Source organism: Acinetobacter sp. 251-1 (assembly GCF_030329305.1).
Lineage (GTDB): Bacteria > Pseudomonadota > Gammaproteobacteria > Pseudomonadales > Moraxellaceae > Acinetobacter > Acinetobacter piscicola_A.
This window is the reverse complement of the sequence record NZ_JACANS010000003.1, coordinates 194,770-214,710: the sequence shown is the minus strand read 5'-3', so window position 1 is coordinate 214,710 and position 19,941 is coordinate 194,770. Positions and strand designations below refer to the sequence as shown.

Genomic DNA, 19,941 nt, shown 5'->3' with positions numbered 1-19,941 from the left:
ATATTTTCCCTCATGTCCAACACATTATTGATATTGACATTCCTGATCAGTGTAGTAAAAAATTTCATGATGTAGTGTTGTTTGATTGCTAAAACAGCATTTAAAAATAAAAATCAAAGATGATTAGGATTAGAAAATGAAAAAGATAACGTTGTGTTTGGGTGTAATGTGCCTGTCAAGTTTTGCATTTGCAGATAATTGTGACAATGCACGTAATGCTTATGATGATATTTATTGTAGTAATAAAATTTATGCCAGCGCAGATGCTGAATTAAATAAAAATTATCAATTGCTCAGAAGTAAGTTAACAACAAATCAAAAAACGATTTTAAAACGTTCTCAAATTTCTTGGATCAAAGCGCGTGATGCACAATGTTCAGATGAAGCAGAACGTACAGTTTTTGTGAACTGTAATTTAGAGAAAACACAAGAACGCAACGCTTGGTTAAGAGAGCGAATTCGTGAGTGTGATACGGTGGGTTGTAAAAATAGTACGCTGAATTAAAACATTAAAAAAGCCACAAGGGTGGCTTTTTGCTTGCTAAAACTTAGCGTGCACGGTATGTAATACGACCTTTACTTAAGTCATAAGGTGTCATTTCGACTTTTACACTGTCGCCAGTTAAAATACGAATATAATGTTTACGCATTTTACCAGAAATGTGTGCAATCACTTCGTGACCGTTTTCTAAACGCACACGGAACATAGTATTAGGAAGCGTTTCGGTGACAACGCCTTCGAACTCGATAAGTTCCTCTTTATTGGCCATAGCCTACCTGATGATCAAATTGGAAAGGCGCAAATTATAGGCAAAAAAATAGAAAAAAACAAGTCGGCAGTCAGTTATAGCGAAGTAAATGTAGTCAAAATAGACGAACAAAGAAATAAATTATTTCAACAAAAAGTTGCTTATATGTGTTGTCAGTTTGGTCAATCGTCTGTAATCTAAATCTTATGATTTAAGTATAAATGAATAAGATACAAGGAAGGGCACTGCGTGAGTCAGCTAACTGATGCTTCGGTTGTTTTGCGATTAGGCTATCAAGCAATTCGTCGTGCGGGATTGCCAACTGAAGAACTATTATCAAAAGCCGGTGTGGCATTAAATCAAATTGATCAAAATGCCCGTACTCCTTTAAGTGCGCAATATGCTTTTTGGATTGCTGCTGAAGAGGTGAGTAAGGATCCAGACATTGGATTACATCTTGGTGAACATTTACCATTATACCGTGGGCAAGTGATTGAGCATTTGTTTATTTCAAGTGAAAACTTCGGTGAAGGGCTCAAACGAGCATTGGCATATCAACGATTAATTAGTGATGCTTTTCATGCCAAGTTGGTCGTTGAGAACGATGGACGGTGTTATCTAACCAATGGTGAGCAACCATGGGGGGAAAATATTGTTAATCGGCATTTTTCTGAATGTGCATTGTCAGGAATTTTACGCTTCTTTAAGTTTATTACCGAAGGGCGCTTTCAGCCTATTTATATCGATTTTAACTTTAGTGAAGGTGCTTCCGATGATGAATATTTTCGTGTGTATGAGTGTCCTGTAAGTTTAGGACAAAAAGAAACCCGTTTATATTTTGATGCTGCGATTTTGGATTATCCTTTGTGGCAAGCGGAACCTGAACTTCTACAGTTGCATGAGCAGCTTGCGATTGAAAAATTGCAAGAGTTAGCACGTTATGATTTGGTCGGTGAAGTACGTCGTGCGATTGGTTCAACTTTAGAAAGTGGTGAAACAACCCTTGAAACTGTCGCTGCTCAATTGCACATTACGCCACGTCGTTTGCGTACTCAATTGTCTGAAGCAAATACGAGTTTTCAGCAGATTCTTTCTGATTACCGTTGTCGTTTAGCCAAGAAACTGTTGGCAAACACCAATGAAAGTGTTGAGCGCATCGTATATCTGACGGGCTTTTCTGAGCCGAGTACTTTCTATCGTGCATTTAAGCGTTGGACGAACGAAACACCTGTCGAATATCGAAAACGTAAACAGCATTAAGTAAGAGTATCACTCACGATACAAAGCTTCGGGTGTTATGAACCGAAGCTTTTTGCATTCTAAGTAAGAGCAAACATACATTGTTTGTAGCATGAGTAATACAGAGTCAGTTTAAGTTTATTCAGGCATGTTGAGCCAATGTGGTCCCAAAGGCATTTGGGGTAATTCAAATTGCTCAGGATAATCTGCATGGATGAAATATAAACCATCTGGAGGCGCGGTAATTCCTGCTGCTTTACGGTCTTCGGCTGCAAAAATTTCATCAATATGATCAATCTCATACATTCCTTGTCCGATTTCTAATAAACATCCCATAATGTTACGTACCATATGATGTAAAAAACCATCTGCTTGGATATCAAGAACAAGATAATTGCCGTGACGGATCAAGCGACAATGCTTTACATGGCGTACAGGTTGATTTGATTGACAGGCTGCGGCACGAAAGCTTTCAAAATTATGTGTGCCTTCAAATTTCTTGGCAGCAGCAATCATTTTGTCTACATCAAGCGGGTAGTAGGCATGTGTGACTTGCTTAAAGAGTAATGCAGGACGGCTCGGTGATTGATAAACCACATAACGATAACGGCGAGCTTTGGCTTTAAAGCGTGCATGAAAATCATGATCCATTTCCTTGATCCACTGGATAGAAATGTCTTTCGGAAGTTGGCTATTTGCACCCATGAGCCAGCCACGCATCGGGCGAATTGCGTTGGTGTCAAAATGCGCCACCATATTGGTTGCATGTACGCCTGCATCTGTACGACCTGCACCATGTAAAATAATCGGCTCATCGGCGATGGTGCTGAGGACTTTTTCCATGGTTTCCTGAATGCTGCGTACGCCAGCCTGTTGAGTCTGCCAACCTTTATATCGAATGCCACAAAACTCAATACCAATTGCAAAGCGTTGCATAATTACCTCTATTCAGGCTGATTGTTTAAGTGATCATACCCAATGGTCATGCCACTGTTGGGAGCTTGGGTATTGTAAATAAATTTTTAAGATTTTGGCATAGAGATCGGCTTGGCTTTGAGCATCACTGCATAAAATGTTGGCATCTTGTATCCATTGACTGACCGCATAACGTTGGTCTAAGCCGCCAAAAGGGACTTGGCTGCTTAAAATTACACAGCAACCATGCGCTTTTAAGCGTTTTAAATATTGAATAATCGTGGCGTTAACCGCTAAATTTCCAACACCGTAAGCCTGCAAAATGAGAAAATGAGGTGCTTTATGCAGTAAAGTAGCGAGATTATTTTCCAGTTGTTGTTGTTCAATCGGTAAGATCATCCAATTGAGAATATTCAGCTGTTGTGCTTTTTCTATGTCGACTTGGTCAATAATATAGGCTTGATTTTGAGAAGGAAAAATATTCTTCTGCAAATTTTCAACCTTTTGACCATGAAAAGCATCTAAAGCCGTACCATGAAATTTTAAAGCAGTACGGGCATAAAAGACTTGGTGATAAAACGCTAAATACACACCTGAAGGAACTTTTGTCAAATTTTCTAGCGCAGTGTTGAGGTTGTCCATTGCATCGCTCAATTCACGTATACCATCGCCTTGAGTGTCTAATAGCGGATATTGGCTTCCTGTCAGGATCACTGTGCAAGAGTCGGCTAAAAAGCGTGACAGTACAGCAGCAGCGTAACTGAGTGTATCTGTTCCATGAATCACCACAAAATATTCAAAAGCATGTTGTAGGTTTTGAATTTGCTGAATGAGTTTCAACCAAACTTGGGCAGTGCAAGCACTGCTGTCTAGGATTGCAGGTGCTTTAAAGCATTCTATCTGTAAATGTGATGGTAATACTTTTTCAAGCTTTGGAATAAACTCGGTTTCAGGCATGGGTGCTAAAGGTTCGCCTATACACCCAAAAGTTCCACCCATGTAAATTAAGGCAATTTTTTTGTTCATCATTTTCAGGCTCAGGATGTTTTGTTCGCTGTTTTCAGGTGGCTGAATGGGCTTAATTTTTGAGGCTGCATAATAAAAAAAGCAGCCATCTAGGACTGCTTTATCTTAAAACGAATTATATTATGATGCTATTTGATTAAGTAAGTTTTGTGACTGTAACTTTTGCTCAGTTGAATAATGATCCTGATCTTGCGCTAAGAGTTGGCGTGCAGCATCGTATGCACCCAAAGTAATATATTGTTCAGCAAGATCTAAGTTTAATTCAATTTCATTTGTATTTAAAAGATCTGGAAATGCTTGCGCTAAAGGGTCAAGCGTTGCTGCTGTTTCTTGAATCTGACTTTGAGCTTGAGAATCTAGGCTTGGTACAATTTGCGGTTCAGCAACATCAAAATTAAAGTTTGGTGCTGGCTCTATTGCAAAGCTATCTAGTTTAAAGTCTAAGCTATGCTCTGAGATCGTTGGCTCAGACGTTGCTGTATCGATGTTAATCGACTCTGAACTGCTTGGTGTAACAGACGCTTCCAAATCGAGTTTAAATTCACTTAAGCTTTCTACTGGAGATGTGAGCTTAGTCACTGTTTCAGTTGGGGGGGATACAGCATCTAGACTAAATTCAAGTGGTATCTTGCTTTCAGGCGCTACGACAAATTCTTCAACGACAGGTGATGCTGTAGGTGTCTCTAAACTAAAGCTAAAATCTAATGCATCGCGTGTTTGTGGTTTATCTGTATGTGTTCCAGGTTGAGTTAAATCAAATGCGAGTGCATTATTTTCAGTTTCTGCTTTTTCTTCAGCAGGTGTTGCAACTTTTTCAGTGGTTAAACTTGGTGTGAACTCTAAATCAACATGTTCATTTGATACTGTACTTTCAGGCGTCGCTAAAGTTTTCTCATCTGCTAATTCAATTGGTTGAGGTTCATTTTTTGCACTTGGACTATATTCATTTTGCAGTAAATCAAAACTGTTATTGTTTGTTGGTTTATGATCAACTAATGCGTCAAAAGCATCTGCGGGAACTGGATTTTGGATCACAGAAGTAATTGTTGGTGTTGTTGCTTCAGTCGATGTTTTAAACTCAATAACTTCAATGGTTTGTGCATCAATTTGAGTTTTTTTATCTTCAATTTGTTGAGCGATATCATGCAAATTTAAAGAGCGTAAATACTGAACCAATTGATTAATTGCAAATTCATCTTTTTGTGCTAAATGAATGTCCAATAAGTACAAATATAAGCCATGTTGACGGTTGTCTTGGTTCAAGGCTAAATTGATCTGAGCTTCAGCAGCAGAATAATTTTTAGCGCTGATTAAACTTTCAATTTTTTGCTTTAAATCGGCACTGACAGCTATAACTTGATCTTGAACAACAGGTTCTGGTTCAGATACTTGTGTTTGTTGACGCTGACTCGTACGGGCACTTTTCGCCACATTCTTTTTGGCTGTTTTTTTGTTGCTGACTTTTTTGTTGGTCTTACTGCGGTCAGCATCCTGATTGTTTGCTTCACGTTTTTTTAAGACAATCGCAACCACTAATAATAAAACAAAAGGAATGATATACAACAACATATTCGGTTACCCCTTCATTGTATCCAATGAACCTTAATTTAAAAAATACGTGAATTACTTAGGTTTTCTTGCTTGAGCTTGCTGTTGCAATTGTTGCTGAATTTGAGCAAGTCGTGCATTGAGCAATTGAATTCGATTGTTCTTTTGATTTAGAGCTGAACTCAATTGCGTCACGTTATTTTGTAATTTAACTGTTTTTTCACGTGCTGTCATAACTTTTACAGATAATTCTGCTGAAGTTGTCTTTTGTAGACCATTTTGATGTGCTGCGGATGTCGTTTGTAATGGTTTTTGATCTGCCACAATACTCATTTCTGCTTGGTTAAGTCGATATTTGGTTTTGGTATTGGCTCTTTGTTGTGCGGTTTGTGGTGGAGCAGGTTTAAATTTCTGCTGGGTATTCGGCATTGGTTGTGCAAGATTTAAAGCAACCCCTTGACGCAATCGGTTGGGATCACCTTGTACAAAAGCTTGAGGATTATTGGCTTGTAATTGGCGCATTACTTCTGGAATGCTTTGTTTGGTTTTTGCTGCAATTTTACTTGCAATAGACCATAAAGACTCATTGGCTTGGACAGTATGTTGTCCTTTTATTGCAGCCGATGCAGCTTTTGCTTGTGGTGCAGCCTGTGTATTTTGTGGTTTATTGGTTGTTTGAGGTTGTGGCTTAGCTTTGGGGTTTACTTGTGCCATGTGTTGTTGTGGTATAGGTTTTGGGGTTATTTGGGCTGTTTCAGTCTTCTGTGTTGGAACAGGGTGATGCTTCAAGAAAGCAGCACGTGTCGCTTCATGATCTTCACGTATCTGATGGGGATTATTATTTTGAATAGAAGGTTGCGATGCTGAAGACGTGTTCGCCGTATTGGTGGCTGTACTTAATGCAGGCAGTGCTACTGTTGAAATAGCGAGATTGTTTGCTATAGCCGTGTCTTGTTTTACTGGCTGAGATGGTTGTAGCGAAGCACTTTCAGGTAAATTTAAAGCAATATCCTTTTCACTAACAATCATTTGTGGGGTCAGTGCTGTTTCATTACTCGGCATTGCCATTGGCGGGGTCGCTGTTTTGGTACGCGGTAAGCTGGCTTTGACTTGTTGGATATAAGTTGAACTACCTTCCTGAATTTTCAATAAAATATTCAGTTCTGGTTCAATCACAGGGCGAGAAGAGGTAATGACAATGACGCCACTGCCATCACCTGAACGACGTGTAAAAAAGTTTAAATGTCCAGGCGGTTGATGCGATGCACGAATATTCATCATATCTTCTGCTGATGCAAGATTAACATCAATTTTTTCGTTTGGATTCGAATTGCTAAATTTCATCTCTGCATAGAGTAAATCTCCTGAACTCGACTGAATTTGAATTGGATCAAGTTGAATTGCAGATACAGATTGTGATGCAATAATAGCTAATATGGCAATTTTTAGTTTGTTATATACGGTCATCGCTTTCATTGCTCTAATGAAATTGTCGTCAATTAACTAAGCACGGATTTGCTTAGTTATATCCCCAAATAAATTTTTAACCGTATAGTTACACAAAAAAACCGAACTTTACAGTTCGGCTTTCATTATTTGACTAAAAATTTCAAAAATTAACTATTTTTGTAGTCAATCAGGATACGTAACATACGGCGTAAAGGCTCAGCAGCACCCCAAAGTAATTGGTCACCGACTGTAAATGCGCCTAAGTATTCTTTACCCATATTAAGTTTACGTAAACGACCTACAGGAACAGACAGTGTTCCAGTCACTGCAACAGGTGTTAAATCTGTCATGGAAGCTTCACGGGTATTCGGTACAACTTTAGACCAGTCATTTGCACTTGCGATAATATCTTCGATTTCATCCAATGGAATATCTTTACGAAGTTTTAACGTTAAAGCTTGAGAATGGCAACGCATTGCACCAATACGTACACAATGACCATCAATAGGTACAATTTGCTGATTGCCTAAGATCTTGTTGGTTTCAACTTGACCTTTCCATTCTTCTTTTGACTGACCGCTTTCGAGCTGTTTGTCGATATATGGAATGAGAGAACCCGCTAAAGGCACGCCAAAGTTTGCAGATGGGAAGCCTTCACCACGTTGTAATTGTGCAATTTTAGAGTCAATGTCTAAAATTGGTGAACGAGGATCATCAAGCAAATCTTTGGTATTGTTATATAAATAACCCATACCTGTGATCAGTTCACGCATGTTTTGCGCGCCTGCACCAGAAGCTGCTTGGTAAGTCATTGAAGTTGCCCATTCCACTAAATTGTTTTGGAATAGACCGCCTAAGCCCATCAGCATCAATGAAACAGTACAGTTACCGCCCACGAAAGTTTTCGTGCCTTTCACTAAACCATCTTTGATGACATTCATATTCACAGGATCGAGAACGATGATGGCTTCATCATCCATACGTAAGGTAGATGCAGCATCAATCCAGTAACCATCCCAACCATCAGCTTTGAGTTTTGGAAAAACTTCAGTGGTATAGTCGCCACCTTGACAGGTAATAATGACATCCATTTGCTTCAGACTGTTAATGTCTGATGCATCCATAAGTGCTGGGGCGGTCTTACCGCCAAACGCAGGAGCTTCACCACCTGCATTACTGGTAGAAAAATAGAATGGCTCAAAATGAGCAAAATCATTCTCTTCAACCATACGTTGCATAAGGACGGAACCAACCATCCCGCGCCAACCGACCAGACCTACTTTCATGTCACTTCGCCTCGGTGCGTTAAAAAATTAATAGGGGGGTTCGAGTGTATCAAAAGGACGTGTAACTGCAATAGCTACACAATCAAAACACCAACAATATTGTGCAATATATCTTGTTTATGTTACATGCAAAACTGATATAAATTTATAAATGAATAAAAATTTAAGAATATAAAGAGTGTAAATTATGTTTTGGATTGAAATTTTAGCAGGATTGGTGATTTGGCTGAGCTTTTGGTCATTGATTCCACGAGATGAATGGTGGTTTCGCGGCGCAGATTTTCCACGACTACAAATCTTAGTCTTGGGTGTCGTGGCATTGCTTTTCCTTATTTTTTGGCAAGGAGAATGGGATGTCAAACGAGATATTATTCTGATTTTGTTGATTGCGGCTTTGGCGTATCAGTTAAAAATGGTGTTGCCTTATACTTTTCTGTGGAAGAAGCAAGTTGCACAAGTGCGCCCAGAACAATTAGAGCCAGATCGTCAAATTTCTTTAATTGTATCTAATGTGCTGACACCAAATGATCAATATCATTTATTGATTGAACAAATTGAAAAGTATCAACCTGACATCGTATTAACGTTAGAAACAGATCAAACTTGGCAGAATGCTTTGTCTAGCATCGAGAAAGATTATCCTTATCGCGTGCCTGTACCTTTAGATAATTTGTATGGCATGCATTTGTATAGCAAACTGAAATTGCTCGACACTGAAGTGAAATTTATTCTGAGTGATGAAATTCCCTCGATTCATACCACCGTGATCTTACGTTCAGGACAGCCTGTGCAGTTGTATTGTTTGCATCCAAAACCACCAAGTCCAACCGAAGCAAAAGACTCGACCTTACGTGATGCCGAGTTATTGATTGTAGGAGATCAAATTAAAGATTTGGATGAAAGTTGCATTGTGATGGGTGATTTAAACGATGTTGCTTGGTCTCGCACGACACGTTTATTTCAGCGAATTAGTGGTTTACTAGACCCACGTGTTGGACGTAAATATGTCAATACCTTCCATGCTGATTATAAGCTGTTAAGATGGTCGCTCGATCATATTTTCCATAGTACTGATTTTGCTTTGGTGCAGATGCAACGCTTGCCACATATTGGCTCAGACCATTTTCCTGTATATGTGACTTTACAAACAGGGCGTGTGTTTGAACAAATTCAAGAAGAATTAGAGCAAACCGATGCCGATGAGCAAGAAGCACAACAAGCGATTCAAGAAGGAATTGAAAAAGCAGAGCGTGAAGAAAAAGTAGTCACCGATGAAATTGCACAGGATTATAAATGAGGCTAACTGATTATTATGAAGTTTGTAGCCTTTGTACGAAAAAGCTTACGTCTATTTAGGTGCATAGCGGATAGGCAACGCATGCCGTTGGTTTTAATATAGGCTTATCGGCACACGGAGTAGGGAAAGGAAGAGTCCCCTTAAGGAAGACGAAGCCGATGGAAAATCATCATGGACATGATGTTGGAATGGACAACCAAACACAATAAAAAGAACAGCACTTGAAAGCACAACCTCATATACCCGAGTTTTGCAGGATGCAGAACTCGGGTTATGCTTATTTAGGGTGAGCAAAAATATAAGACCAATACTAGCGTCGAATTCACACTAGACAAATGATGACAAGATAAAAATGTCAATGTTATGATTTCGGCTCACAAACACAATTAGAATATTGGTTATGCACAAAAAAAAATCACCTGAATTGCCGCAATTTTTATGGACAGATTTCAGTATAGACCTGACCTCACATCAATATAAAAATAAGCTTTTAAATCAGCAACAAGGCTTTGACTTAGGTAAAGCGCAGCGAAAACTAATTTCACGTTCAGAACTGAGTCAACTCTCAGAGCGCCCAAAGGGAGTCGATGCATTAACGATTTATCATTGGAGTAATCAAGGGCGTGTAGATCGTTTAAAACCTGTACGTGCGAAACGAATGAGCGTTTCGCCATTTGCTTATTTTCGTGGTATGCCTTCTTTGATGTTATATGACCTTGCATGGGAAAAAAGCCATTCAGGTTTAATGCAGCAAATTTGTGGTGATTGTCATTTGTTAAATTTTGGTGGTTTTGCCAGTCCTGAGCGTAATTTATTATTTGGAATTAATGATTTTGATGAAACGTTAGTTGCGCCTTTTGAGTGGGACTTAAAACGCCTTGCAACGAGTTTTATTATCGCAGCAAGTGAAATTAAGCTCGGTGAAAAAGTCGGTTTAAAAGCGATTGAAGTCATGCTTAATGCTTATCGGCAGCATTTACAACATTTTAGAACACTATCACCCTTACAAACTTGGTATGAAAAAGTAGATGCAGCGGTACTTTTGCAACATACCGAAGACCAAAAAATTCGTAAAAAACGTGAAAAACATTTAGCGACAGCGCATCGTCGTACTTCTGCTTCGGTATTGCCGAAACTTACGGATTATGATGCAGAAACTGGGCATCGTTGTTTTATTGATGAGCCACCATTATTGCGTCATCCTGAAAAAGGTGAAGTTTTTGCGAAAAATTCCAAAGCATTTTTTAAGCGTTACCGTGACTCTTTAAAGTCTGACCGTCAGGTATTATTTGATCGTTATCGTTGTACCGATATCGCATTAAAAGTTGTTGGCGTGGGGAGTGTAGGTACACGTGCTGCGATTGCTTTGTTTGAAGATGCAGATCGTGAACCTTTAATTTTACAAATGAAAGAAGCAAATCCTTCGATTTTAAGCCCATTATTTCTTGAAAAAGCCAAGCATGAAGGCGAACGTGTCATTTCAGGGCAACAGTTAATGCAAGCAGCAAATGATATTTTCTTGGGTTTTGCCTCATATAGTCAGGAGCATCAACAGTTTTATGTCCGCCAGTTACGTGATATGAAAATCTCAATCGACCTTGAAGATATGGACGATGTATATCTTTATGAATATGCCGACAGTTGTGGTTTGGCATTGGCACATGCGCATGCAAAAGCAGGCAATGCCGATGTCTTGATGGGCTATTTGGGTGAAGGTAAGCAAATTGTCAAAGTTCTTCAAGAATATGCGGTTCAATATGCCGAACGCAATGCGGCAGATTATGCACAATTTTTACAAGAAATTGAAAATGGGAAAATAGACGTTGCAGGGGATGAGGTTCTTTAAAATGATCTAAGTCTTACAGCAGCTAAAAATGCCTTTACTTAATCAAAGGCATTTTTTATTCCTACGTAATAAAAGCACGTAATGCTTCGTCAAGCTTATTTATTGCTGTAACACTTGTTTATAAAGCTCAATCGTTTGATCACACATATCTTTTAAACTGAACTGTGTGACAGGTGCAACCTGCTGTGGCTGATCAATATGTAATTTTACAGCATTCAAAAGCGCAATGTTGTCATCTACCGCAATTTTACCTTGTGGATAGACATTTGCTAAAATTTCAGCGACACCGCCTCGATCCCAACCAATGACAGGCGTACCAACAGAAAGTGCCTCCAATGCTGTACGACCAAAAGTTTCGGCTTGATTAGACAAAGACAGCACCAAGTCAGAAAATGCCAGCCATTCTCGGATGTCTGAACGATGACCCACAAAGGTGATGTGATCAGTTAATTTTTTGCTTTTAATGGTGTTTTCTAATTCATCTAAATAAGCTGCTTTTTTCGGGTCTGCGCCACCGACCACAACAGCATGCAGTTGTGGATATTGATCACGCAATTTTTCCATCAGTTCTATCAGCGTTTCATGACCTTTAAGACGAGTAATACGCCCCGGTAGGCAAATTAAAAACTTATTTTCTAGTTGTGGAAAATCTTCAAACGTTTTATTGATCCATTGTGCAGGAGCTTGATAACCATGTGGAAATGCTTTGGGATCAATGCCTCGATAAATACGGACAATATCTTCAGGTGGGCAGTTTTTATAATGATCTGTAATATATTTGACCACGCTGTCAGAGACGGCAATGACTTTTTCAGCGTGAGTCATGATGGCACTGTAACGATTAATGGAATAAAAACCATGCACAGTGCTGATCAGATGCGGACGTTTTTCTACAGCAATGCCTTTGAGGGCAAAATGCGTTAGCCATGCGGGCACCCGTGAACGTACATGTACAATATCAGGTTGATGCTGTTCAATCAGTTTACGTAGTGGTCGGATTTGCCACAGACTAGACAAAGCTTTTTTATGAATGGGCAGCGTTAAATGGGTTGTTCCTTCTGCTTCTAGTTCGGGAACTAAGCGTCCGCCATTGGACACCACTAAGGATTGATGACCCTCTGCAACGAGCGCTTTTGCAATTTCCAAAGTACCACGTTCTACACCACCACTATTTAGTTCGGGAAGAAGTTGTATTACTTTCATACGTTTTTCCTTGTCATTGTGAGGTTGGTGCAGCGTTTAGAACAGTGTAATCGCACTTTTTGCAACAGATTAATAAATCTTTCCATAGCCGTCAGGACGGGTTTTGAAGCGACGATGAAACCACATATATTGAGTTGGTGCGATGCGTAATTGCTGTTCAATGATTTTGTTGACACGAATCGCATCATCTAGTTCATCATCACTTGGCAGATGATCCACCGCAGGTTCAATCAACACTCGGTATTGTGGATTTTTAATGTCACCATGACGATAAAAATACAGAGGAATGGCGACCGCTTTAGAAATTTTTAATAAACGACGATGCGCCGTCACTGTTGCTGCAGGTGTACCAAAAAATGGGGCCATAACCCCTTGTTTTAAGCCAAAATCTTGATCAGGGCTATACCAAATCGCATCCCCTTCCTTTAAATGGCGGATAAGCCCCCGCATATCATCATGGTCGATTTGTGCTTTGTAAATGGTGCCACGACAACGATAAATCAGCATATCTAACAAAGGATTGTTTTGTGGACGATAGACCACATCAGGTTCAAAATATTGCGCACATAAATAACCACCCGCATCGAGTAAAGTGCTGTGTGTGCCTAATAACAAAATCCCTTTACCTGCGGCTTGTGCATTTTGAATATGCTCTAAACCCTCAACTGTTACGCGACCTTTAAACCATTGTGGTGAGTACCAAGCATTTAAGGTTTCAAAAACACCAATCATCATGTCAATAAAAACCTGACGGGCGTGCTCTTGTACTTGTTCAGCCGACCATTCAGGGAAACATACTTCGAGATTACGCACAGTGGTTTTACGTCTTGATTTCAGTCGTTTAAATGCAACATTTCCTAGAAAAGTCGCTAAGCGATGCTGAATAGGCCAAGGTAAAATTGCAAGTAACATTAAAAAGACAATGGCGATCCATATTCCCCAATATTGTGGCAATAAGAATGCCCAATAAAACTTTCCTGATACGTACTGATGCTTTTTACTCATATGAATGTGAGGGGTGGCAATGGTTGAGATGGCTGAAGTTTAACATGAACTAAATTTAAAGATGGTAGGCATTGTTTGATAATATGACCAACAAGAATCAGACTGCGATGGCTTTAATTTAATGAAAAGTATACGCTTAATTCAAGGTGATATTACCCTTCAAAAAGTCGATGCAATTGTCAATGCTGCCAATACATCACTTCTCGGTGGTGGTGGAGTAGATGGGGCGATTCATCGGAAAGGTGGCGAAACCATTTTAGCTGAATGTCAAAAAATTCGTGCAAAGCAAGGGGGGTGTGCTGTCGGGGAAGCAGTGATGACGACAGCAGGCGCATTACCGAGTCATTATGTCATTCATACTGTAGGTCCAACATGGCAAGATGGGAAACAGCAGGAAAAACAATTATTGCAAAAAGCGTATAGCAATAGTTTACATCTAGCCGATGAAAAACAGTTGCAAAGTATTGCTTTTCCAAATATTTCTACAGGGATTTATCGTTTTCCAAAATATGATGCAGCAGAAATTGCAGTACAGAGTGCAGTTCATTTTTTGAAAAATGCACAGTATGTGCAAGAGATTCATTTTGTGTGTTTTGATGTGGAAAATTTTAAAATTTATCGTCAACAATTAGCGCAAATAGATGCAGCCGATGTGCAAATATTAGGTATATAATTTCTCAAATTTTTTTGTTTACAAGCCACTATGCGTAATCATTTTCTCGATACTCATAAAGCGATTTTGATCTTTTTAGTGGTCTTGGGACATTATATAGAACGTATGATCGGATGGCATAATCCAATCAGCCATACATTGTTGGCAACAATTTATTTGATTCATATGCCTGCTTTTATTTTTGTATCGGGTATTTTGTATAAAGATCATAATTGGCTGAAAAACATTATATTTTTTCTATCACTTTATCTTCCATTTCAGCTTTTATTTATCGCATTTGATGGCCTATGGTCAGGGCAGTTTCATTGGAACTGGAATGTGTTGATTAAGCCTTATTGGGTGCTTTGGTATTTGCTCGGTATGATGGTATGGACTGCACTGACTCATTTTCTTATTAAAACCTCAAATCAGTTTGCTTTATTTCTTTGTATTCTATTGTCTATATTGATTGGCTTAAGCCCTTGGAATAATTATCTATATTCAGTGGGTCGGATTTTTGTATTTTTCCCATTTTTTATTTTTGGGGTGTTGTATGGCAAAGTCATCATTGCCAAAATTCAACACTCAATGACTGCCAAATGGTGGGGCGTGATCTGTCTACTGATATATGCAGCATTGATGTATTTTTCTCAGATCAATCAATATTGGTTATATGGTAGTTTGAGTTATACACAATTAAAAGTCAGTATTTTTGATGGAATATTCATACGAACTTTATGTTTGATGCTATCTGCAGTAGGGGTAGTAGCATTACTGTCTGTTACGCAATTTTTTCAAGGCAAATGGTTGCAATTAGGTACTTATACTTTGCCTGTGTACTTGTTACATGGTTTTGTGGTGATCGCAATTTCGCGGCTTTATTCTCTAGATCTTAATATTTTCATGGAAATAGCGATGTGTATGGCTCTTTCTGTTTTGACGTGTTGGATATTGCAACAATATGTTTTTGATCAAGTATTAAGAAAAATATCATTATGGTTAGTCAAGCCAACTGAAAAATTTATGCATATACAAAATAAAAAATAGGTCTAGGTGTTATGTTTTGGTGCATTTTTTGCTTGAGATAAAATAGGATCTAAAATAAAACATGCTAGGTGTGGATGAATATATCAAACTTAAAAAATACATTTGAAAATGCACAATATTGGTACGCAAAATTAGAATTATCTTTTAAGGGTGATCATAAACGCACCATTTTACATCACCGTAAACATTTTGGACCTGTTCGGGTGCAAAAAATGCTGTGGCCTGAAAAAACAGGGGTATGTCATGCCATTATTGTACATCCACCTGCGGGCATTGCAGGTGGCGATCACTTAAGTTTTCAAATTGATGCTGAGCAGTATGCCCATGCCGTAGTTACAACGCCCGGGGCAGGAAAATGGTACAAAAGTAATGGTAAGCCTGCCTTTCAGCATATTCATATTCATGTCAAAAATCATGCGATATTGGAGTGGTTGCCACAGGAAACGATGCTCTTTAATGGTGCAAATGCCAATTCTGAAACGATTGTTCATTTAGATCAGACCGCAAGTTTTATCGGTTGGGATCTGTTGGTCTTGGGGCGTCAGGCACAACAAGAAAAATTTGAGCAGGGGCGTTATCAAAATCATTTTAAACTGTATCGAAATCAGACACTTTTAATTGCAGATTCACTGAATTTTGTGGGGAATGATCGTTGGTTGAGTTCTTGTTTAGGCATGAATAGTTGTGCTGTGATGGGCAGTTTTTGGGCTGTGCCTCCTGAGAAATTTCGTGCAAATATGCATTTAGATCAGCAGCTTGATTTGATCCGAGAATTGATTATGCGGATGAATACACCTGTGACTTTGACTATTTTAGGTGATGTGATTTGTGCACGTTATTTAGGACAGGACGTTCGACAATGCCATGACGCTTTTGCCGCCATTCGGGCAAAACTTAGACGTTATTGGTTTGATTTAGATGAAGAATTTCCAAGAATTTGGCGGACTTAGTTTTTAAATATGATTTAGTTTTTAGATGGTAATGTGATGAATATCTCGATAAACTGATTAAAAAATACAACCTTAAAAAGATAAGTTAATGAAAATATTAATATTATTTTGTTGCTTAATGCCTTTGTTCTGTTATGCGATGTCTGAAAATGACATTTTCGAAATCAAGCAAGGTATGTCAAAAAATCCGATATTTATAAATAATTTAGAGCGATGTCCAGCGGATACATCACCCAATAAAAAAGCCAAATTCTTACAAGATGATACTATTTTGGCTGCATATTGTCAGAAAAACACTTTAGCATGTTATAAAAAATGTGAGCATGATCAAGGGTATGCTTGTTATTTTACAGCATTGAGTTTACAGCAAGCGCATCAAGTACAAGCTGCTGAGCAATTATTTCAAAGAGGCTGTGAATTAGGTGTCGCATCGGCATGTACCAATCGAGCAGCGGGTGCAATGACGTTTATAGACACATTAAGCTTAGAGCGAAAACAATGTATTACAAGAACATTTGAAAAATCATGCCGTTGGAATGACCCTTGGGGCTGCACAATGTATGCATCTGAGTTAATTAAGAATGATGACTCGAAAGAAAGCTATGATAAAGCGTTAGATGCGCTGATTATGAGTTGTGTTTACGGCAAGTCAGATCCTGCCTGTACACAGGGTTTAGAACTCAAGCGTTATATTTTAGATCATCGTGATTAGAAAAATGAGCACGATTTTTGCATGAATTAAAAAAACAGGAAAATGTTATGGAACTTAATCCCACAGAAAAAGACAAATTATTGATTTTTACCGCAGGGTTGGTGGCAGAGCGTCGCAAGGCGCGCGGTTTAAAACTCAATTATCCTGAAGCGATTGCATTTATTTCTGCAGCATTGTTGGAAGGTGCACGTGATGGGATGACCGTCAGTGAACTCATGCATTACGGCACCACACTACTCACACAAGATGATGTGATGGATGGCGTGGCGGACATGATTGCTGAGGTTCAGGTTGAAGCCACTTTTCCTGATGGTTCAAAGTTGGTGACGGTTCATCAACCCATTCTGTAATAAGGAGCAACACATGATTCCCGGTGAAGTGATTACCCCTAATGCAGAGATTGAACTCAATGTAGGACGCAAGACCTTAAGCATCAATGTCGCCAATATGGGAGATCGCCCGATTCAAGTGGGTTCGCATTTTCATTTTTATGAAGCCAATGATGCTTTGCAGTTTGACCGCGAGCAAACCAAAGGTTATCGCCTCAATATTGCGGCAGGGACAGCCATTCGTTTTGAGCCGGGGCAAAGTCGTCGTATTGAATTGGTGGCATTGGCAGGCAAGCGTGAAGTGTATGGTTTTGCAGGACGAGTCATGGGAAAACTTGATGATGCGTCAGATACATAATTTAAAATATCCACGAAATTAAGGTATTCAACCATGAAAATATCACGTCGTGCTTATGCAGAAATGTTTGGTCCTACGGTTGGAGATCGTGTCCGTTTAGCTGATACCGAGTTATTTATACAAGTGGAACAAGACCTGACCACTTATGGCGAAGAGGTTAAATTTGGTGGTGGCAAGGTTATCCGTGATGGCATGGGACAGTCACAACTTTTGGCAGATGAAGTTGCAGATACCGTCATTACCAATGCGTTGATTGTGGATTGGTGGGGCATTATCAAAGCTGATGTCGGTTTAAAAAATGGTCGAATTTGGAAAATTGGTAAAGCTGGTAATCCTGACATTCAACCGAATATTACCATTCCTTTAGGTGCGGCAACCGAAGTCATTGCAGGTGAAGGGCAGATTTTAACCGCAGGGGCAATTGATACCCATATCCATTGGATTTGCCCGCAACAAGTAGAAACCGCATTGATGGCAGGAACCACGACCATGATTGGTGGCGGTACAGGACCTGCGGCAGGGACATCGGCAACTACAGTGACCCCCGGACCTTGGCATATTGCCACCATGTTACAAGCGATTGATGATTTGCCAATGAATATTGGGCTGTTGGGTAAAGGGAATTTGAGTCAGCCTGAACCGATTGCAGAACAAATCAAAGCAGGCGTAGTCGGACTTAAACTGCATGAAGATTGGGGCTCGACACCTGCGGCGATTGACAATTGTTTGAGTGTTGCAGACGAATATGATGTACAAGTGGCGATTCATACCGATACTTTAAATGAAAGTGGTTTTTTGGAAGAAACCCTTGCTGCATTTAAAAATAGAACCATTCACACCTACCATACTGAGGGCGCAGGTGGTGGGCATGCACCTGATATTTTAAAAGCGATTGGTCAGGACAATGTATTGCCATCTTCAACCAATCCAACCCGTCCTTATACGGTCAATACCATTGATGAGCATTTGGATATGCTCATGGTTTGCCACCATTTAGACCCTGCAATTGCCGAAGATGTGGCATTTGCTGAAAGTCGAATTCGCCGTGAAACCATTGCCGCAGAAGATATTTTACAAGACTTAGGTGCAATTTCGATGATGTCATCGGATTCGCAAGCGATGGGACGGGTCGGTGAAGTGATCATTCGAACTTGGCAAACTGCCCATAAAATGAAAGTGCAACGTGGCGCATTACAAGGGGATACACCGCATTGTGATAATCAACGGGTGAAGCGTTATATCGCTAAATATACGATTAATCCTGCCATTACCCATGGTTTAAGTCATGAAGTCGGTTCGGTTGAAGAAGGAAAATTGGCAGATTTGGTGTTATGGAAGCCTGCATTTTTTGGCGTTAAACCGTCCATGATCATCAAAGGTGGCATGATTGCAGCCGCACCAATGGGCGATATCAATGCGTCGATTCCAACACCTCAACCTGTGCATTATCGTCCGATGTTTGGGGCTTTTCCGCGTGGTGTACATAACACTTGCATTACCTTTCTTTCACAAGTGGCAATTGATGCAGGTGTTGCAGAAAAATTACAGCTGAAAAAGATCATTTCCCCAAGCAAAAATACGCGAAAAATCACCAAAAAGGACATGAAGCACAATGATTATTGTCCTGTGATGGAGGTTCATCCTGAAACTTATGAAGTGAAAGCCGATGGAGTGCATTTGACCTGTGAACCTGCTGAAGTGTTACCGATGGCACAACGCTATTTTTTATTTTAAGGGACAGGTTTGATGGCAATTTATTTGATTCGACATGCACAAAGTGTGGGAAATGTTGATGGTCAAACAGAATCACATGCCAGTATTGCACTGACTGAATTGGGGCATTTACAAGCACGACAGCTTTTAGCACAGTTGCCGAAGGCTGATCATGTCATTATTTCACCCTTTTTAAGAACTTTACAAACTGCTCAACCCTTGCTTGATCGGGATCAATTAAGTGCCGAAATTTTGCCGATAGAGGAATTCTCTTATCTTTCCGATGTGAAATGCAAAGGTACAACTTTATCGCAGCGTAAACCGTGGGTAGATGCCTATTGGCAGTTGGCGGATGTAGATTATGTCGATGCTTCGGATGCTGAATCTTTTCGAGATTTATATCAAAGAGTTGAAGCTTTATTCACATTTCTTGATCGAGAACAACAACGTTATTTAGATCAAAACTTGATGGTTTTTAGTCATGGTCAATTTTTACAGTTATTTAAAATGTTAATGACTGAACCGCAGGCAGTTTCAGCCAAATTAATGCGAGCATTTCGCCATAATATGTTACATCAACCGATTAAAAATACAGAATTTTTTATTTATAAGTAGGA

Annotated in this window: 20 protein-coding genes; 12 read left to right on the top strand and 8 right to left on the bottom strand. The window is 39.5% G+C overall.

Annotated elements, in window-relative coordinates; translation table 11 throughout:
- Positions 1–136: 136 nt before the first annotated feature.
- Positions 137–505, top strand: a complete 369-nt coding sequence (locus HX129_RS03570) for a lysozyme inhibitor LprI family protein (RefSeq protein ID WP_286433594.1) — start codon at positions 137–139, stop codon at positions 503–505.
- Positions 506–548: 43 nt separating this feature from the next.
- On the opposite strand, the gene infA is transcribed toward HX129_RS03570, so the two are convergent.
- The gene (infA, locus tag HX129_RS03565; RefSeq protein ID WP_004692529.1) at positions 549–770 is read right to left on the bottom strand and encodes a translation initiation factor IF-1; all 222 of its coding nucleotides are present in this window, start codon (positions 768–770) and stop codon (positions 549–551) included.
- 228 nt (positions 771–998) lie between these two features.
- On the opposite strand from infA, the gene HX129_RS03560 reads away from it, so the two are divergent.
- On the top strand, positions 999–2,009 hold the full coding sequence (locus HX129_RS03560) for an AraC family transcriptional regulator (protein WP_130072138.1): 1,011 nt from the start codon (positions 999–1,001) through the stop codon (positions 2,007–2,009).
- Positions 2,010–2,126: 117 nt separating this feature from the next.
- Here HX129_RS03560 and truA read toward each other — a convergent pair whose 3' ends face one another.
- The 5 genes from truA to asd form a co-directional block, all read right to left on the bottom strand.
- Positions 2,127–2,924 carry a tRNA pseudouridine(38-40) synthase TruA gene (gene truA / locus HX129_RS03555; RefSeq protein ID WP_130072137.1) on the bottom strand — a complete coding sequence of 266 codons (798 nt, stop codon included), beginning with the start codon at positions 2,922–2,924 and terminating at the stop codon, positions 2,127–2,129.
- Positions 2,925–2,957: 33 nt separating this feature from the next.
- On the bottom strand, positions 2,958–3,929 hold the full coding sequence (locus HX129_RS03550) for an asparaginase domain-containing protein (RefSeq protein ID WP_286433739.1): 972 nt from the start codon (positions 3,927–3,929) through the stop codon (positions 2,958–2,960).
- Positions 3,930–4,049: 120 nt separating this feature from the next.
- Complete coding sequence (gene fimV / locus HX129_RS03545) at positions 4,050–5,498, bottom strand: T4P machinery localization factor FimV (RefSeq protein ID WP_286433597.1); 1,449 nt, start codon at positions 5,496–5,498, stop codon at positions 4,050–4,052.
- 54 nt (positions 5,499–5,552) lie between these two features.
- Complete coding sequence (locus HX129_RS03540; protein WP_286433599.1) at positions 5,553–6,944, bottom strand: type IV pilus assembly protein FimV; 1,392 nt, start codon at positions 6,942–6,944, stop codon at positions 5,553–5,555.
- Between the two features lie 149 nt (positions 6,945–7,093).
- Positions 7,094–8,212, bottom strand: a complete 1,119-nt coding sequence (gene asd, locus HX129_RS03535; RefSeq protein ID WP_130072134.1) for an aspartate-semialdehyde dehydrogenase — start codon at positions 8,210–8,212, stop codon at positions 7,094–7,096.
- 187 nt (positions 8,213–8,399) lie between these two features.
- Here asd and HX129_RS03530 point away from each other — a divergent pair, with 187 nt between their 5' ends.
- Both HX129_RS03530 and HX129_RS03525 read left to right on the top strand, forming a co-directional pair.
- Positions 8,400–9,509 (top strand): endonuclease/exonuclease/phosphatase family protein, encoded by a 1,110-nt coding sequence (locus HX129_RS03530; protein ID WP_174493784.1) that lies wholly within the window; start codon positions 8,400–8,402, stop codon positions 9,507–9,509.
- 400 nt (positions 9,510–9,909) lie between these two features.
- The gene (locus HX129_RS03525; RefSeq protein ID WP_286433602.1) at positions 9,910–11,355 is read left to right on the top strand and encodes a DUF2252 domain-containing protein; all 1,446 of its coding nucleotides are present in this window, start codon (positions 9,910–9,912) and stop codon (positions 11,353–11,355) included.
- 99 nt (positions 11,356–11,454) lie between these two features.
- Here the strand turns inward: HX129_RS03525 and HX129_RS03520 are convergent, their stop codons facing one another.
- Together HX129_RS03520 and HX129_RS03515 are read right to left on the bottom strand one after the other, a co-directional pair.
- Positions 11,455–12,558, bottom strand: coding sequence for a glycosyltransferase family 4 protein (locus tag HX129_RS03520; protein ID WP_286433604.1), 1,104 nt, complete (start codon positions 12,556–12,558; stop codon positions 11,455–11,457).
- Between the two features lie 69 nt (positions 12,559–12,627).
- A complete protein-coding gene (locus tag HX129_RS03515) occupies positions 12,628–13,563 on the bottom strand; it encodes an LpxL/LpxP family acyltransferase (RefSeq protein WP_286433606.1) in 936 nt (311 codons plus the stop codon).
- A 121-nt stretch (positions 13,564–13,684) separates the two neighbouring features.
- Between HX129_RS03515 and HX129_RS03510 the strand changes: the two genes are divergently transcribed.
- The 8 genes from HX129_RS03510 to HX129_RS03475 all read left to right on the top strand — a co-directional run bounded on the left by HX129_RS03510 (position 13,685) and on the right by HX129_RS03475 (position 19,939).
- A complete protein-coding gene (locus HX129_RS03510) occupies positions 13,685–14,236 on the top strand; it encodes an O-acetyl-ADP-ribose deacetylase (RefSeq protein ID WP_174493780.1) in 552 nt (183 codons plus the stop codon).
- Between the two features lie 30 nt (positions 14,237–14,266).
- Positions 14,267–15,262 (top strand): acyltransferase family protein, encoded by a 996-nt coding sequence (locus tag HX129_RS03505; RefSeq protein ID WP_286433609.1) that lies wholly within the window; start codon positions 14,267–14,269, stop codon positions 15,260–15,262.
- A 74-nt stretch (positions 15,263–15,336) separates the two neighbouring features.
- On the top strand, positions 15,337–16,212 hold the full coding sequence (locus HX129_RS03500) for an urease accessory protein UreD (RefSeq protein WP_286433612.1): 876 nt from the start codon (positions 15,337–15,339) through the stop codon (positions 16,210–16,212).
- An 88-nt stretch (positions 16,213–16,300) separates the two neighbouring features.
- Positions 16,301–16,924, top strand: a complete 624-nt coding sequence (locus HX129_RS03495) for a hypothetical protein (protein ID WP_286433614.1) — start codon at positions 16,301–16,303, stop codon at positions 16,922–16,924.
- Positions 16,925–16,971: 47 nt separating this feature from the next.
- Positions 16,972–17,274, top strand: coding sequence for an urease subunit gamma (gene ureA, locus HX129_RS03490; protein WP_130072125.1), 303 nt, complete (start codon positions 16,972–16,974; stop codon positions 17,272–17,274).
- Positions 17,275–17,287: 13 nt separating this feature from the next.
- Positions 17,288–17,611, top strand: a complete 324-nt coding sequence (locus tag HX129_RS03485) for an urease subunit beta (protein ID WP_286433616.1) — start codon at positions 17,288–17,290, stop codon at positions 17,609–17,611.
- A 33-nt stretch (positions 17,612–17,644) separates the two neighbouring features.
- Positions 17,645–19,345, top strand: a complete 1,701-nt coding sequence (gene ureC / locus HX129_RS03480) for an urease subunit alpha (protein WP_174493776.1) — start codon at positions 17,645–17,647, stop codon at positions 19,343–19,345.
- A gap of 12 nt (positions 19,346–19,357) precedes the next feature.
- A complete protein-coding gene (locus HX129_RS03475; protein ID WP_286435997.1) occupies positions 19,358–19,939 on the top strand; it encodes a histidine phosphatase family protein in 582 nt (193 codons plus the stop codon).
- Positions 19,940–19,941 lie beyond the last annotated feature (2 nt).